17 protein-coding genes are annotated in these 15,222 nt (G+C 62.0%); 14 read left to right on the top strand and 3 right to left on the bottom strand.

Annotation, left to right across the window (positions count from 1 at the left end; all coding sequences use genetic code 11):
• Nucleotide 1 precedes the first annotated feature (1 nt).
• The 4 genes from H096_RS09030 (at nucleotide 2) to H096_RS09015 (ending at nucleotide 4,966) form a co-directional block, all read left to right on the top strand.
• The gene (locus H096_RS09030; protein WP_033897745.1) at nucleotides 2-757 is read left to right on the top strand and encodes a molecular chaperone; all 756 of its coding nucleotides are present in this window, start codon (nucleotides 2-4) and stop codon (nucleotides 755-757) included.
• 186 nt (nucleotides 758-943) lie between these two features.
• Complete coding sequence (locus H096_RS09025; RefSeq protein WP_241495490.1) at nucleotides 944-3,442, top strand: fimbria/pilus outer membrane usher protein; 2,499 nt, start codon at nucleotides 944-946, stop codon at nucleotides 3,440-3,442.
• A 43-nt stretch (nucleotides 3,443-3,485) separates the two neighbouring features.
• Nucleotides 3,486-4,421 carry a fimbrial protein gene (locus H096_RS09020; RefSeq protein ID WP_033897743.1) on the top strand — a complete coding sequence of 312 codons (936 nt, stop codon included), beginning with the start codon at nucleotides 3,486-3,488 and terminating at the stop codon, nucleotides 4,419-4,421.
• A 17-nt stretch (nucleotides 4,422-4,438) separates the two neighbouring features.
• Nucleotides 4,439-4,966: a fimbrial protein gene (locus H096_RS09015; protein ID WP_033897742.1), complete on the top strand. Its 528-nt coding sequence runs from the start codon at nucleotides 4,439-4,441 to the stop codon at nucleotides 4,964-4,966.
• Between the two features lie 61 nt (nucleotides 4,967-5,027).
• Here the strand turns inward: H096_RS09015 and H096_RS09010 are convergent, their stop codons facing one another.
• The 3 genes from H096_RS09010 to H096_RS09000 all read right to left on the bottom strand — a co-directional run bounded on the left by H096_RS09010 (nucleotide 5,028) and on the right by H096_RS09000 (nucleotide 6,839).
• Nucleotides 5,028-6,023, bottom strand: coding sequence for a phasin family protein (locus H096_RS09010; RefSeq protein ID WP_033897741.1), 996 nt, complete (start codon nucleotides 6,021-6,023; stop codon nucleotides 5,028-5,030).
• Nucleotides 6,024-6,035: 12 nt separating this feature from the next.
• Nucleotides 6,036-6,458 (bottom strand): phasin family protein, encoded by a 423-nt coding sequence (locus H096_RS09005; RefSeq protein WP_033897740.1) that lies wholly within the window; start codon nucleotides 6,456-6,458, stop codon nucleotides 6,036-6,038.
• Between the two features lie 105 nt (nucleotides 6,459-6,563).
• Entirely contained in the window at nucleotides 6,564-6,839 is a 276-nt protein-coding gene (locus H096_RS09000; protein ID WP_033897739.1) for a polyhydroxyalkanoic acid system family protein, read from the bottom strand.
• Between the two features lie 144 nt (nucleotides 6,840-6,983).
• Between H096_RS09000 and ubiE the strand changes: the two genes are divergently transcribed.
• The 10 genes from ubiE to H096_RS08950 all read left to right on the top strand — a co-directional run bounded on the left by ubiE (nucleotide 6,984) and on the right by H096_RS08950 (nucleotide 15,135).
• Entirely contained in the window at nucleotides 6,984-7,754 is a 771-nt protein-coding gene (gene ubiE / locus H096_RS08995) for a bifunctional demethylmenaquinone methyltransferase/2-methoxy-6-polyprenyl-1,4-benzoquinol methylase UbiE (RefSeq protein WP_033897738.1), read from the top strand.
• Nucleotides 7,754-8,377 carry an SCP2 domain-containing protein gene (locus tag H096_RS08990; protein ID WP_033897737.1) on the top strand — a complete coding sequence of 208 codons (624 nt, stop codon included), beginning with the start codon at nucleotides 7,754-7,756 and terminating at the stop codon, nucleotides 8,375-8,377. Before ubiE ends, H096_RS08990 begins: the two co-directional genes overlap by 1 nt.
• Entirely contained in the window at nucleotides 8,374-9,978 is a 1,605-nt protein-coding gene (ubiB, locus tag H096_RS08985) for a ubiquinone biosynthesis regulatory protein kinase UbiB (RefSeq protein WP_033897736.1), read from the top strand. The genes H096_RS08990 and ubiB overlap by 4 nt, the downstream gene beginning before the upstream one ends.
• Nucleotides 9,979-10,019: 41 nt before the next feature.
• On the top strand, nucleotides 10,020-10,412 hold the full coding sequence (gene hisI, locus H096_RS08980; protein ID WP_033897735.1) for a phosphoribosyl-AMP cyclohydrolase: 393 nt from the start codon (nucleotides 10,020-10,022) through the stop codon (nucleotides 10,410-10,412).
• Between the two features lie 2 nt (nucleotides 10,413-10,414).
• Nucleotides 10,415-10,747, top strand: a complete 333-nt coding sequence (locus H096_RS08975) for a phosphoribosyl-ATP diphosphatase (RefSeq protein WP_003187881.1) — start codon at nucleotides 10,415-10,417, stop codon at nucleotides 10,745-10,747.
• Nucleotides 10,748-10,773: 26 nt separating this feature from the next.
• On the top strand, nucleotides 10,774-11,052 hold the full coding sequence (locus tag H096_RS08970) for a twin-arginine translocase TatA/TatE family subunit (RefSeq protein ID WP_003171180.1): 279 nt from the start codon (nucleotides 10,774-10,776) through the stop codon (nucleotides 11,050-11,052).
• Nucleotides 11,053-11,062: 10 nt separating this feature from the next.
• Nucleotides 11,063-11,467 carry a Sec-independent protein translocase protein TatB gene (gene tatB, locus H096_RS08965; protein ID WP_033897734.1) on the top strand — a complete coding sequence of 135 codons (405 nt, stop codon included), beginning with the start codon at nucleotides 11,063-11,065 and terminating at the stop codon, nucleotides 11,465-11,467.
• Entirely contained in the window at nucleotides 11,464-12,252 is a 789-nt protein-coding gene (gene tatC, locus H096_RS08960; RefSeq protein ID WP_010213805.1) for a twin-arginine translocase subunit TatC, read from the top strand. The genes tatB and tatC overlap by 4 nt, the downstream gene beginning before the upstream one ends.
• Nucleotides 12,249-12,956: a 16S rRNA (uracil(1498)-N(3))-methyltransferase gene (locus tag H096_RS08955; RefSeq protein ID WP_033897733.1), complete on the top strand. Its 708-nt coding sequence runs from the start codon at nucleotides 12,249-12,251 to the stop codon at nucleotides 12,954-12,956. Before tatC ends, H096_RS08955 begins: the two co-directional genes overlap by 4 nt.
• Nucleotides 12,957-13,218: 262 nt before the next feature.
• Nucleotides 13,219-15,135, top strand: a complete 1,917-nt coding sequence (locus H096_RS08950) for a methyl-accepting chemotaxis protein (RefSeq protein ID WP_033897732.1) — start codon at nucleotides 13,219-13,221, stop codon at nucleotides 15,133-15,135.
• Nucleotides 15,136-15,222: the final 87 nt, after the last annotated feature.

Here is a 15,222-nt window from a genome sequence, read left to right as displayed (position 1 = left end):
CATGAACGCCGTTTTCGCTTCACACCTGTCGGCCCGCCTGATCGCGTTGGCCTTTGCACTGCTGAGCGCCGCCGCGCAGGCCAGCGTGGTCATCAGCAGCACCCGGATCATCTACCCACAGGACGACAAGGAGGTGACGGTCCGGCTGGAAAGCAAGAACCAGGCGCCCGTGCTGATCCAGGTGTGGCTGGACAGCGGTGACGAACACTCCACCCCGGATCGGGCCACGGTGCCGTTTATCGCCACGCCGCCGATCTTTCGTATGGAACCGGGCAAGCAACAGGTTCTACGCCTGGCGTACACGGGTGACAGCCTGCCGACGGAACGGGAAAGCCTGTTCTGGTTCAACCTGCTGGAGGTGCCCGCGCATTCCCAGGAGGCCAATCAGCTGCAACTGGCCTTCCGTTCGCGGATCAAGCTGTTTTTCCGGCCACCGAACCTGCCGTATGGCGTCGACGCCGCGCCCGGAAAACTGCAATGGCGGCGTGAGTCGACCGAGCACGGCCAGGCCTTGGAAGTCTATAACCCCACGCCCTATCACGTGACCTTCGAGCAGGTCGACGTACTGGACGCTCAGCAGCGTCATGCACGCAAACCCTCGGCTTCTGGTGCCGGGAACATGGTGCCGCCTGACGGTCGCACGCGTTTTGAACTACCCAGCCTCAAAAAACCGCCGGGCAGCGCCGCCACGGTGGAGTTCCAGACGCTCGACGACTACGGCGTGCGCAGCACCCACAGCAGCCCGCTCTCGACATGACCCACACGGCCAGTCTGGCCGACGACTGACCTCACCGCACACGTTCGTCTGATGCCCATTTCTCGGGGCAGGGCTTTGCTTTGCCCGAATTCGGACAGCGCCCACTTTTTGGAAAGGGTACACATGAGTCTGAACACCCACGCCAGCCCGAACAGCTGGCTCCTTGCACGTCATCGTTGGACGCTGATGACGCGCTGCCTTTGGCTGCTGAGCAGCGCCTATGCCGTGGGCGCCCAAGGTGCCGAGAACGTCGGGTTCAACCCCGCCTTCTTTCCGGATGGCGTGGGCGGCCGGCAGGTCGATATCGCCAAATTCAGCCAGGGCAACGTGGTGCTGCCCGGCAGTTACCGCACCGACGTTTATCTCAATGGCCAATGGATCGGGCGCGAAACCCTGGCGTTCGTCGCGGTCAAGGGCCGGGACGCTGCACAGATGTGCCTGGAGCGCGACGCCGTGCTCAGGTTCGGCATCGACTTGGAGGCGCCGCACAATCAACCCGCCGAAGCCGGTCAGGCGCCTATTCCCGCATTCGCCCCCTGCGAAGACATTGCAACCTACCTGCCAGGCAGCACCGCTCAATTCGACTCGGGCGAAAACCGCCTGACGTTGCAGGTTCCACAGATCTACCTGGCGCGTAAAGCGCGCGGGTATGTCGACCCCAAACACTGGGACGGCGGGGTCGATGCGGCGTTTGTGCGCTACAACGCCAACACCTTCACGACGCGTACGAATGGTCGCTCCATCGACTCTCATTACTTGGGCCTGAACACCGGGCTCAACCTGGGTGACTGGCACTGGCGCCACAACGGCAGCTTCAGCCAGACCGATGCCGTCGCGGGCTACCAGAGCAGCAGCACCTATGTGCAGCGCGAATTGAGCCCGTTGCGATCACAGCTGATGGTCGGCGAGATCTATACCCCAGGCCAGTTGTTCGACAGCGTGCGCCTGCGCGGTGCCAGCCTGTTCAGCGATGATCGGATGCTGCCGGATTCCCAGACCGGCTTTGCCCCGGTCGTGCGCGGCATCGCCGAGACCAACGCGCGGGTCACCGTGCGTCAGCGCGGTGTGTTGCTGGATGAAGTGTCGGTCGCACCTGGCCCGTTCGTGCTCAACGACTTGTTTGCCACCGGCTATGGCGGTGACTTGACCGTCACAGTGACCGAGGCCGATGGCCGTCAGCGTGAATTCATCGTGCCGTTCGCCGCCAACGCCAACCTGTTGCGCACAGGCCACAGCCGCTATTCGCTGAGCGCCGGCCTGCTCGACGAAATCGGCCTGCGCCATCCCCCAAGGCTGATGCAAGCCACTTACCAGCACGGCCTCAGCAACCTGCTGACCGGCTACACCGGGGCGGTGGCGGGTGACGACTATCTGTCGCAGCTATTGGGGGCGGCGTTCAACACACCGTATGGCGCACTGTCCCTTGACCTGACCCACTCGAACGCAGCGCTACCCGGCCACGGCGCTCGCCAAGGGCAAAGCCTGCAGTTGCGCTACAGCAAGAACTTCACCGACACCGGCACCCACTTTGCCCTCGGCGCCTACCGCTACTCCACGCAAGGCTTTCTGAGCGTCGCCGACGCTGCACGGGTTCGCGACCTCGCCATCGACGGCAACAACCTGGATAACGTCTCGCGCCTGCGCGACCGGATGGACATCAGCCTCAACCAAGGCCTGGCGAACGGCACGGTCTACCTGACCGGCTCCTCGCAAAACTACTGGAACCGCAGCAGCGGCAACCTGACCTTCACCACCGGCTACAGCGGCAGTTGGAAGGGCTTGCACTACACCGTCAGTGCCCAGCGCACCAAGGATCTGCTGAGTGATCGGGTCGACAAACAAGTGGAACTGACCCTGAGCCTGCCCCTGGGCAGCGACGCTCGCGCACCTACCCTGACCACCACCGCCTATCGCGGCGATCAAAGCAGCGGTGAGCGGATGAACCTCGGCGGCACCCTGGGCGAACGCAGCCAATTCAGCTACGGCGTGGGCGGCAGTCGCACGCAGGGCAGCAGCAACTCAGTGACCGCCGACATGAAATACCAGGCGAGCCATGGCGTGCTGTCCGCCGGTTTCGGGCAAAGCAACGCCTACCGTGCGACCTCCCTGGGCATGACCGGCGGCATCGTCGCCCACGCCGATGGCGTGATTTTCGCCCCGGAACTGGGCGACACCCTTGGCATCGTCCAGGCGCCGGACGCGCAGGGTGCGCGGATCAACGGCAACCACGGCGCCCAGGTCGGCAAGCGCGGTTATGCCGTGGTGCCCCACCTCACTCCCTATCGCCAGAACGTGGTCGAGTTGGACCCCAAGGACCTGTCCGTCGACGTAGAGCTCAAGACCGCCGCGCAAAACGTCGCACCCCGTGCGGGCTCGGTGGTGAAGCTGCAATTCGACACGGTCAGCGGCCAGGCGATCTTGATCACGGCCCTGCGCGAGGACGGTAGCTCGCTGCCTTTCGGTTCGGATGTGTTCGATGAAGACGGCGCCAGCGTGGGCATTGTCGGGCAAGGCGGTAAAGCCTTTGTGCGGGTCTCTCGCCCGCAGGGGCAGTTGAAGGTCAAGTGGGGGGCCAATGCTTCTTGCCGGTTGCAATACGGCGTGGGCCCGCAGCGGGGGCCGGAGGGCGGCAACCGATTGCGCCATCTGGACGCAGGCACTTGCCAAGCCGCGGCCAACGGTTGATCAGGCGCGCTCGAACGCCCTATTTCTTACGACGGGACTGAAGATGAAACACTCCATCAAATTCGTTTTGACAGTACTGAGCCTGCCGCTGACCGCCCAAGCGTATTGCGATCGGTATCCAGACTCGACGCTGACCCTCAACCTGCCGGCGACCATCACGGTGCCGGACAGCCTGCCTGACGGGAGCCTCATCACCAGCCAGGCCTTCAGCGGTCCGTCTCCGGCCTTCGTCGCCAATTGCCCTGTGGCTGTGCGCCGATGGTATGTCGGGCGATACCCGGACCAGCGATACCCAGGCTCCAACATTTACCGCACCGAGGTCCCCGGTATTGGCGTACGCATTTCCCTGACGTGGGCCGACGGGGTCAACGAAGCGTTCTTCGCCATTCACACCCAGCCGCCCCAGCAGGTTTACGGCAAGATCCCCAGCTACACCTCTGCGACGGCGCACTTTTACAAAATGGGGCCTGTCACAGACGGAACGATCCCGGCCGGAAACCTCTGGGAGCACCGCTGGATACACACCCCAGAGGTTTACCGTCTTGACCTCGGCAACGCGGTGCGCTTTGTCAGGCCCGCCGCCACCTGCGACCTGGCCGCCGGTGACGTCAACCGCACAATCACGCTCCCCACGATACAAGCCAGCGCCTTGAAGGACGTTGTCTACACGGGCGTACATGACTTCGAGCTGACCGCCCAGTGCAGCGATGCGACCAACGTCACCTTCCGTTTCAGCGGCACCCCGGCACCGGGCAACCCCCTGCTCTTCGACAACACCGGCACTGCCGGCGGCGTAGACCTGTGGCTGTACTCACGCCTCAACGGCGTGCCCCAGACCATCAGCGCCAACGAAGAACGCACCGTGGCGGTGTCCGGCGACCGCGCGGTCTTGCCACTTAGCGCCGCGTATCACAAAAACGGCACGGTCAGCCAAGGCTCCCTGGCCAGTACCGCCACCGTCAACATCACCTACAACTGAAACCTGAGGAAAACCCGATGTACCTACGCAGCATTCCCCTTCTGTTGGCAATGACCGGCGGGCTCGCCAGCTTCAGCGCCCAGGCCGCGACAACCGGCACCTTGACCTTTGCCGGGCAGGTCGACGCCGGCACCTGCAACCTGGCCGCCGGCGACGAGAACCGCACCATTACCTTGCCAACCATCAAGATTTCCGACCTGGACGCGACCCCCTCCGCCGGGCAGCTCGATTTCGAGGTCTCCGCCGACTGTGAATCCGATATCCGCAACGTGATCTTCCTGTTTACCGGCACGCCCTCAGCGGGGAATGGCGAATTATTTGCCAATACCGGTGGCTCGAAAGGCACCGCGCTGTTACTGGCGCATCGCGCACCCGCGCTTTCAACCATCCCGGCCAATGGCACCCCTGACCAGCGCAGCCGAACGGTTGCAACCAGCGGCAACAAAGCTGTCCTTGCGCTTGCAGCGGCTTACCATAAAACCGGTGAAGCCATCACTCAAGGCAGCTTGGCCAGCGCTGTGACCGTGTCTATCACTTACAACTGATACAGACGCAAAAAAATGCCCGGCCTTTGCAGGCCGGGCATTTTTTGTGTCCTGGGAAAAATCAGGACTGACTGGATGGCGTCGGGGTTGCCGGCGTTGCAGTCGGGGTCACAGCAGCAGGGGTCGGTGCGGACACCGAGTTGGCTGTGGAAGCGGTTGGCGCCGTTGCAGGCTTGGCCGCAACAGCAGGCTTGGGTGCTGCTGGTTTTTTTGCAACTGCTGGCTTCTTCGCGGCGGCTGGTTTTGCCGCTGGCTTGGCTGCAGCAGGCTTGGCAGCCGGTTTAGCGGCGGCCGGCTTGGCTGCAGGTTTCGCAGCGGCTGGCTTGGCAGCGGGTTTTGCAGCTGCAGTTTTGGCCGCAGGCTTGGCGGCTGGTTTAGCGGCGGCCTTGGCTGCTGGTTTGGCGGCTGGCTTGGCAGCAGCTTTAGCGGCAACTGGTTTAGCGGCAGGCTTGGCGGCCGGTTTGGCAGCGGCGGTTTTTGCCGCAGGCTTGGCGGCTGGTTTAGCCGCCGCTTTGGCGGGAGCCTTGGCAGCGGGTTTGGCAGCCGGCTTGGCGGCCGCTTTTACCAGAGGCTTGGCGGCCGATTTCGCAGCCGGTTTGGCCGCTGCGGTTTTAGCCGCAGGCTTGGCAGCCGGTTTGGCAGCAGCCGTTTTCGCGGGAGCCACTTTAGCGCCGGTCAGTTTTTCGATTTGCTTGGTCAGGGTATCGACCTTGCTGTGCAGCGTCTTCAGCTCTGCCTTGCTCGGCACGCCCAGTCGCGAAATGGCACTGTTAAGGCGCTTGTCGAAAGTTTCTTCCAACTTGCCCCACGTGTCAGAAATGCTCGACTTGGCGGAGCCGGCAGTTGCCTTGGCGGCTTCAACTTTTTTACCAACCGTGGTTTTGGTCAACTTCTCGGCCTTCTCGCCGTCCTTGACCAAAGTCTCGAAGTATTTGCCGCCGTCACTGCTAACCTTCGAGTACACGCCTAAACCAGCAAGCCAGATCTTACGGGAATATTTTTCAACTTCCCCGACCCACGAGCTGCCTTCTTTCTGAGTAGTCTTTTTAACAGCCATCCCGATGTCTCCTTAGTGTTTACGCGCGACACGTTCTAGCAATGTCGTCAGCTCTTCGAGCTTAGCAGAGAGTGTCTCAACGTCATGTTTAGACGCAATGCCGATTCGATTCAAGGCACTGGCAACGCGAGTATCAAAAGCTTTTTCAACTTTATCCAGCTGAACTTCTACCAGACCTTTGACGGAGGAGACATTACTCTTTACTTGGTCAATCTGACTGTTGGCGGCCTCAAGTTGTTCAACTGCAACTTTTTTACCTTTACTTTCAACATGTTGACCGGTCTTAACCAGCTCTTTGAAGTACTCGCCGCCTTCGCTTCCAACCTTGGCGTAAGCACCAAGTCCTGCCAGCCAGATCTTGCGGGCGTAGGATTTAACCTCGCTCAGGGTAGTGGTCTGGGCGTCGATTTTTTTCTTCAGGATAACTTTGGCCATGGTGCACCTCACGCAGATTAGGGGGGAGGAACGGCCCGCAGGAGTTGAGGGCTTGGGCACAAAGTAGGCTGGAAAATTAGAATCGGCACCCTAAGAACAGACGGATCACACCAAGGCTTTATCCAGGGCTTTTTCGATTTCGGACTTGATGGTGCCACTCATGGCCGACATCAACAGGCCCAGTTCCACATCGATGCGCAACGAATCTTCAGTGACTAATACCGTGCCCTTAACCCCCGAACGCTTGAGGTTCAAGGTATCGCCGGACCACGACGGCTCCAGGCCATATTGCTCTTTGAGTTTGTGCGCCAACTTGTCGGCCTTCGCCCGCGCGCCCTCTTTACCCAGTGAATGTGCGCGCTCAACGGTTATACGGGCCATTGCAATGACTCCTCTTTATAGGGACGTGAATACCTTCGATGCGGCAAAAGGTCTCGGTGACCACCCATCTTACCTGCAGCCTTGCCAAGACAAAGCAGGCCTTGGGGATTATCATGTCCCGCATTCTCTTTTGGTGACAGCGATATGACTGATCAGCGCAAAGGCAGCGATGCCGAACCCACCACTCACTTCGGCTTCAAGAACGTCCCGGAAAGCCAGAAAGCGGAAAAAGTCGCTGAGGTGTTCCACTCGGTCGCGGCCAAGTACGACCTGATGAACGACGTACTGTCGGGCGGCATGCACCGCCTGTGGAAGCGTTTCACCATCGAGTTGTCGGGTGTTCGCCCTGGCAACCGTGTGCTGGACATCGCCGGCGGCACGGGTGACCTGGCGGCCAAGTTCTCCAAGCTGGTGGGCCCGACTGGCCAAGTGGTACTGGCCGACATCAACGGCTCGATGCTCAAGGTCGGGCGCGACCGCCTGCTGGATAAAGGCGTGGCCGGCAATATCGAATTCGTCCAGGCCGACGCAGAAAAACTGCCATTCCCCGACAACCATTTCGACTGCGTCACCATCGCCTTCGGCCTGCGTAACGTTACCCACAAGGAAGACGCGATCCGCTCGATGCTGCGCGTGCTCAAGCCGGGTGGCCGCCTGCTGGTGCTGGAGTTCTCCAAGCCGACCAACGCCATCATGTCCAAGGTCTACGACACCTACTCCTTCGCCTTCATGCCGTTGATGGGCAAGCTGATCACCAATGACGCCGAGAGCTATCGCTACCTGGCCGAATCGATCCGCATGCACCCCGACCAGGAAACCCTGAAGTCGATGATGGTAGAAGCCGGTTTCGACCGCGTGACCTACCACAACATGACCTCGGGTATCGTCGCCCTGCACCGTGGCATCAAGCCCTGATGTTGCTCGCAGGCTTTCTCGCCAGCGTTGAACACGGCCTCAACCGTGTGCTGCGCCTGGACAGCACCGCCCTGGCGCGGCTTGCGCACCTCAATGGCAAAGTGATTGCCGTCGACTGCCGTAGCCCCGCCTTGCAGCTGTTTATCCTGCCCAGCGATGAAGGCCTGATGCTCGCGACCCAGTGGGCCGCCGAAGCCGACTGCACCCTGCGTGCGCCGGCATCGAGCCTGTTGCACCTGGCCCTGAGCCGCAACAAGACCGCCATCCTGCACAGCGCCGAAGTGGAGCTGGAAGGCGACAGTTCGGTGCTGATGGACCTGGCCGCCGTGCTGCAAGACCTGGAACTGGACTGGGAATACGAGCTGTCACGCTGGATCGGCCCCGTCGCCACCCAGTTGATCAGCGGGCACCTGCGCAGTCGTTCGCGCTGGTACCAACAAGGGTTCGCCAGCCTCAACCAGAACCTCGCCGAATACCTGAGCGAAGAATCGCGCACCCTGGTCGGAGAACGGGAAGCGCAAGCGCGCTTTCGTGAACTCGACAAGGCCAAAATCGACCTGGAACGCCTTGAGGCCCGCTTCGAGCGCCTGAGCCGTTCCCTTGATCCAAGCGATAACGCATGAAGCTGCTCGCCGTCCGCCGTTTGTTTCGTATCCAGCGCGTCGTAATCCGCTACCAACTCGATGACCTGCTGTTCGCCCTGCCCCTGCCGTGGTTCCTGCTGGCGGTGCGCTATGTGCTGCCGTGGCGCTGGTTCCCGCGCAAGAAGCTGGAGCTCAGCCGTGGCGCGCGCCTGCGCCTGGCGTTGCAGGACCTAGGGCCGATCTTCATCAAGTTCGGACAGATCCTCTCGACCCGCCGCGACTTGCTGCCTGAAGACATCGCCGACGAGCTGATGCTGCTGCAGGACCGCGTACCGCCGTTCGACTCCCAACAGTCGATGGCGCTGATCGAAGAACAATTGGGCAAGAAGATCAGCGAAGTCTTCAGCCGCTTTGACGTCGAGCCTCTCGCGTCGGCCTCCGTGGCCCAAGTGCACGCGGCGCAGCTCAAGACTGGCGAAGAAGTGGTGGTGAAAGTGATCCGCCCCGGCCTCAAGCCGATCATCGGCCAGGACCTGGCGTGGCTGTTCATCCTCGCCCGCGCCGCCGAGCGTTTCTCGGCCGATGCGCGCCTGCTGCACCCGGTGGATGTGGTCGCCGACTACGAAAAAACCATCTACGACGAACTCGACCTGCTGCGCGAAGCCGCCAATGCCAGCCAGCTCAAGCGCAACTTCGAAGGCTCGCCCCTGCTGTACGTGCCGCAAGTGTATTGGGACTGGTGCCGCCCGAAAGTGCTGGTGATGGAGCGCATCTACGGCGTGCAGGTCACCGACCTCGCAACCCTGGCAGACCAGCGCACCGACATGAAGATGCTCGCCGAGCGCGGCGTGGAGATCTTCTTCACCCAGGTGTTCCGCGACAGTTTCTTCCACGCCGACATGCACCCCGGCAACATCTTCGTCAGCACCGTGAACCCGTGGAGCCCGCAGTACATTGCGATCGACTGCGGCATCGTCGGCAGCCTGACCCCGGAAGACCAGGACTACCTAGCGCGCAACCTGTTCGCCTTCTTCAAGCGCGACTACCGCCGCGTGGCGCAGTTGCACATTGATTCGGGCTGGGTGCCGGCAGAAACCAAGCTCAACGAATTCGAAGCGGCGATCCGCACCGTGTGCGAGCCAATCTTTGAAAAACCGTTAAAAGATATTTCCTTCGGCCAGGTGTTGATGCGCCTGTTCCAGACCGCGCGACGCTTCAACATGGAAGTGCAACCGCAGTTGGTTTTGCTGCAAAAAACCCTGCTGAACATCGAAGGCCTGGGCCGCCAGTTGTATCCTGACCTTGACCTGTGGAACACCGCCCAGCCGTTCCTCGAACGCTGGATGCGCGAGCGTATGAGCCCGAAAACCGTGCTGGGCAACCTGCATAGCCAGATGGAACAACTGCCGCACCTGGCCAACATGACCCGCGACCTGCTGGAGCGCATGTCCCAGCCCCACGCCAAGGACCCGGCGCCGCCCTGGAAGCAGCGCAAGGACGACTGGTTCCTGCGCCTGCTGGGCGCTGCGCACCTGGTCGGCGGGGTGATGCTGGCCATCGGTGGCCCGCTGAACCAACTGGGCCACTGGCCGGCTGGCATCATGGTCGCCGTGGGTGTTTATCTGATCGTGCGTCGATAGCCAATCCGGTTATACACTGTCGCAAATTGCCGGAGCCGAACATGAAAGACTGGCTGGACGAGATCAAGTGGGACAGTGACGGCCTGGTGCCGGCCATTGCCCAAGACTACAAGACCGGGCGCGTGCTGATGATGGCCTGGATGAACCGCGAGGCCCTGAGCCTCACCGCCACTGAGCAGCGCGCCATCTACTGGTCACGCTCGCGTGGCAAACTGTGGCGCAAGGGCGAAGAGTCCGGGCACGTGCAGACCCTGCACGAGATGCGCATCGACTGCGACGCCGACGTGGTGATCCTCAAGGTCGAGCAGATCGGCGACATCGCCTGCCACACCGGCCGTCACAGCTGCTTCTATCGCGTTTTCGAGAATGGCGAATGGAAGGTTGTGGAGCCGGTGCTCAAAGACCCCGACGCCATTTACTCGGCAGGACACTAGACATGAGCGATACCCTGAACCGCGTGGCCCAGGTGCTGGAAGACCGCAAAGGCGCGGATGCCGACAGTTCCTACGTCGCCAGCCTGTACCACAAGGGCTTGAACAAGATCCTGGAAAAGCTCGGCGAAGAATCCGTCGAGACCATCATTGCAGCCAAGGACGCGCAAATCAGCGGTGATTACAGCGATGTAATCTACGAGACCGCTGACTTGTGGTTCCATAGCCTGGTCATGCTCGCCCAACTGGGGCAGCATCCGCAGGCTGTGCTGGATGAACTGGACCGACGCTTCGGCTTGTCCGGGCATGCCGAGAAAGCCTCGCGCCCGTCCGCCTGAATAACTAAGACTTGAGGATTTGCAGCATGGGCATTTTTGACTGGAAACACTGGATCGTCATTCTGGTGGTGGTGGTACTGGTGTTCGGCACCAAGAAACTCAAAAACCTGGGCACTGACGTGGGCGAGTCAATCAAGGGCTTCCGCAAGGCCATGAACGACGACGAAAAACCCGCCGACCCGGCCGCCAACCCGGTGCCTCCGGCGCAGCCTGTGCACCCGCAGGCCACCCAGCCGATCACCGAGCGTCGCACCTTCGACGTGCAGGCTGAGAAAGTCGAAGAGCCGACCCGCAAAGACTCGTGAGCACTGACTAATGTTTGGTATCAGCTTCTCTGAACTGCTGCTCGTCGGCCTCGTGGCCCTGCTGGTACTGGGGCCGGAACGCCTGCCCGGTGCAGCACGCACGGCCGGCCTGTGGATCGGGCGCCTGAAACGCAGTTTCAACGCAATCAAACAGGAAGTTGAACGGGAAATCGGCGCGGACGAGATCCGCCGGCAACTGCACAACGAGCACATCCTGTCGTTGGAGCAGGAGGCCCGCAAGATTCTGTCGCCGGTGCAGGAGCCCGCCAAACCGGCGGAGCCTGTGCCTGAAAACAGCATTGCACCGGTTGCCGAAGCCGCCCCCGTGGCACCGACCGCGCCCACCGAGCCTGCGCCGACGCCCACCGCGTCGCCCGCGCCCCATGACCCTACATTGCCGCCGCGAGCCCCATGAGCGCTGATAAACCGGAAAACGACCAGCATATGCCGCTGGTCTCGCACCTCACCGAGCTGCGTACCCGCCTGCTGCGTTGCGTAGCGGCCATCTTCATCATCTTTGCTGGGTTGTTCGCCTTTACCCAGCAGATCTACACCTTCGTCTCCACGCCGCTGCGCCAATACCTGCCGGCCGGCGCGACGATGATCGCCACCGACGTGTCGTCGCCGTTCCTCACGCCGTTGAAGCTGACCATGATGGTCTCGCTGTTCCTGGCGATCCCGGTGATCCTGCACCAGATCTGGGGCTTTATCGCGCCGGGCCTGTACAAGCATGAGAAGCGCATCGCCGTGCCGCTGCTGGTGTCGAGCATCCTGCTGTTCTACACCGGCATGGCGTTCGCCTACTTCCTGGTGTTCCCGCTGATCTTCAAGTTCTTCGCCGCCGCCACCCCGGCCGGCGTGGAAATGATGACTGACATCACCAGCTACCTCGACTTTGTGATGACGCTGTTCTTCGCCTTTGGCGTGGCCTTCGAAATCCCGGTAGCCGTGGTGCTGCTGGTATGGATCGGCGTGGTCAACGTGGCGTACCTGAAGAAAATCCGCCCGTACGTGATCATCGGCTGCTTCGTGGTCGGCATGATCCTTACGCCGCCGGACATCTTCTCCCAGACCCTGCTGGCCGTGCCGATGTGGATGCTGTTCGAGATCGGCATCCTGTTCAGCGGCTTGATCAGCAAGCGCGGCGAACACCCGGATGACCAACCCGACGACGACCAGCCGCCAGCGACCCAGCCGTGAACCTGCTGCTCCTCGAAGAGGCCGACTTCATCGCGGCCGACCGTGTGGTGCTGCGTGATCGGCGCCTGGTGCACATGCAGGAAGTCCATCGCGCCGCCGTCGGCGACAGCCTGCGCGTCGGCCGCATCGGCGGGCAGATGGGCAATGCCCAACTGCTGCGTCTGGAAGCAGCGGAAGCAGAGCTGCACGTCAGCTTCGACCAACCGCCGCCGGCCAAACTGCCGCTGACCCTGCTGCTGGCGCTGCCGCGCCCGAAGATGCTGCGTCGGGTGCTGCAGACCGTGGCCGCCATGGGCGTGCCCAAAGTGGTGCTGCTCAACAGCTACCGCGTCGAAAAAAGCTTCTGGCAAACCCCATTCCTGGAACCCGAAGCGATTCGCGAGCAACTGATCCTCGGCCTGGAACAGGCACGAGACACGATCCTGCCCGACATCATCATCGAAAAACGCTTCAAACCCTTCGTCGAAGACCGCCTGCCAGCCATGACCACGGGCACCCTGGGCCTGATCGGCCATCCCGGTGATTACCCGGCCTGCCCACGCGGGCTGGACGAGCCGGTGACCCTGGCAATCGGCCCGGAAGGCGGCTGGATCCCCTACGAAGTGGACCTGCTGACCAAGGCCGGCTTACAGCCCGTGCAGCTCGGCGCCCGCATCCTGCGCGTCGAAACCGCCGTCACCGCCCTGCTCGCCCGCTTGTTCTAACCCCGCTTACTCCGGATGGATGGGCTTTTTGTGGTGAGCGGGCTTGCCCCGCGCTGGGCTGCGCAGCGGCCCCAACAAGGACGCCGCAGTGTATCAGCAAGACCGCGATGCCTGGGTTTAGGGCGGCTCCGCCACCCAGCGCGGGGCAAGCCCGCTCACCACACAAACCCTCTCCGACATTCGACCTTGTTCCTACAGAACTCACCTACGCTGCCGATAAGCTCTTAATAAGTCCAAGCCTTGTTCCAGGGGAGTTCGCAGCATGTATCGTTGGTTAGCCGAAAAGCTGGGGAATGTAAGCGTCAATCGCAAGCTGGGCGTAGGCTTTGGCTTGGTGTTGATCCTGACGCTGTTGATCACCTTCACCGGCTGGACCGGCCTGGGCGATGTGATCAATCGCGGTGACAAGCTGGGCTATATCTCCAGCCTCAACGGCCTGACCAAGGACTTGCGCCTGGCGCGCCTGGACTTCGAAATGCGTCGCGGCGAACAAGGCACCGACGCGGTCAACAACCTGATCACCAAACTGGACAGCGGCCTGAAAACCGCCGCCGACCTGATCGAGCAACCCGACGACAAGGCCCTGGTGGAGCAGCAACAAGACGCCCTGAACCAATATAAAAAGGCCTTTGCCGCCATGGTCCAGGCCGGGCTCAAGCGTGAAGGTGCCCGCAGCAAACTGGGCGACACCGCCGACAACGCCGTGGAAAAAGTCAGCGAGGTCGAAAAAAGCCTGCTGCAAGGCGACAGCGTCACCCAGTTCAACAGCGTGGTCGACCTGAGCAAACTGATTCAGCAAGCGCGCTTCCAGGTGCGCGGCTACACCTATAGCGCCAAGGTCGAGGCTGAACAGCCGGCCCTCGATGCCATTGATAACGCCATCAAGAAGATCACCGAACTGGAAGGCCAACTGCCCGCGCAGTATCAGGCCAACCTGCAGCAGGCCAGCACCTCGCTGCAGGCCTACCGCGCGGCCGTCAGCCAGTACCGCGACTCCCAGACCGCCGCCGCCGAGGCGCTGAAAATCATGAGCGCCCAGGGTGACATCCTGCAGGCCCACAGCGAAAAACTCACCACCTCGCAAACCGTGGTGCGCGACACCGACGCCGCGCAGGCCAAACAACTCTTGCTGCTGGCGACCGTGCTGGCGTTGATCTTCGGCCTGGTGGCCGCCTGGGCGATCACCCGCCAGATCGTCATTCCGCTGAACCAGACCCTCAAGGTGGCCGAGCGCGTCGCCTCCGGTGACCTGAGCCACAACCTGACCTCCACGCGCCAGGACGAACTGGGCCAGCTGCAACGCGCCATGCAAAGCATGACCGTCGGCCTGCGCGAGCTGATCGGTGGTATCAGCGACGGTGTCACCCAGATCGCCAGCGCCGCCGAGCAACTGTCGGCCGTGACCGAACAGACCAGCGCCGGGGTCAACAGCCAGAAGGTCGAGACCGACCAGGTCGCCACCGCCATGAACGAAATGACCGCGACCGTGCAGGAAGTGGCACGCAACGCCGAGGAGGCCTCCGAAGCCGCCGTGGCGGCTGACCAGCAGGCCCGTGAAGGCGACAAGGTGGTCGGCGAAGCCATCGCCCAGATCGAACGCCTGGCCACCGAGGTGGGCAACTCCACGGTCGCCATGGGCGACCTGAAGCGCGAAAGCGACAAGATCGGCAGCGTGCTCGACGTGATCAAGTCCGTGGCCCAGCAAACCAACCTGCTGGCCCTCAACGCGGCGATTGAGGCTGCGCGTGCCGGTGAAGCCGGGCGTGGCTTCGCCGTGGTGGCGGATGAGGTGCGCAGCCTGGCCCAACGTACCCAGAAGTCCACCGAAGAGATCGAAGAGCTGATCGTCGGCCTGCAAAGCGGCACGCAGCAAGTGGCGACCATCATGGACAACAGCCGTGGCTTGACCGACAGCAGCGTCGAACTGACCCGCCGTGCCGGCAGCGCCTTGGCAAGCATCACCCGCACGGTCTCGACCATCCAGGCGATGAACTCACAGATCGCCACGGCCGCCGAGCAACAAAGCGCAGTGGCGGAAGAGATCAACCGCAGCGTGTTGAACGTGCGCGATGTGTCGGAACAGACCTCGTCGGCCAGTGAAGAAACCGCTGCATCCAGCGCCGAGCTGGCCCGCCTGGGGATTTACCTGCAAACGCTGGTGGGGCGTTTCCGGATCTGATCCAAAATTTGTGAAACGTCCTACGTAGTTATCAGCCCAGCGTTACACCGAATCGAATTAGCGTTTCCTTTGTTGCGAAACGCTTCT

The organism is Pseudomonas sp. FH1, assembly GCF_000510895.2.
Classification (GTDB): domain Bacteria; phylum Pseudomonadota; class Gammaproteobacteria; order Pseudomonadales; family Pseudomonadaceae; genus Aquipseudomonas; species Aquipseudomonas azotoformans_A.
This window is presented reverse-complemented; position numbering and strand designations above follow the sequence as displayed.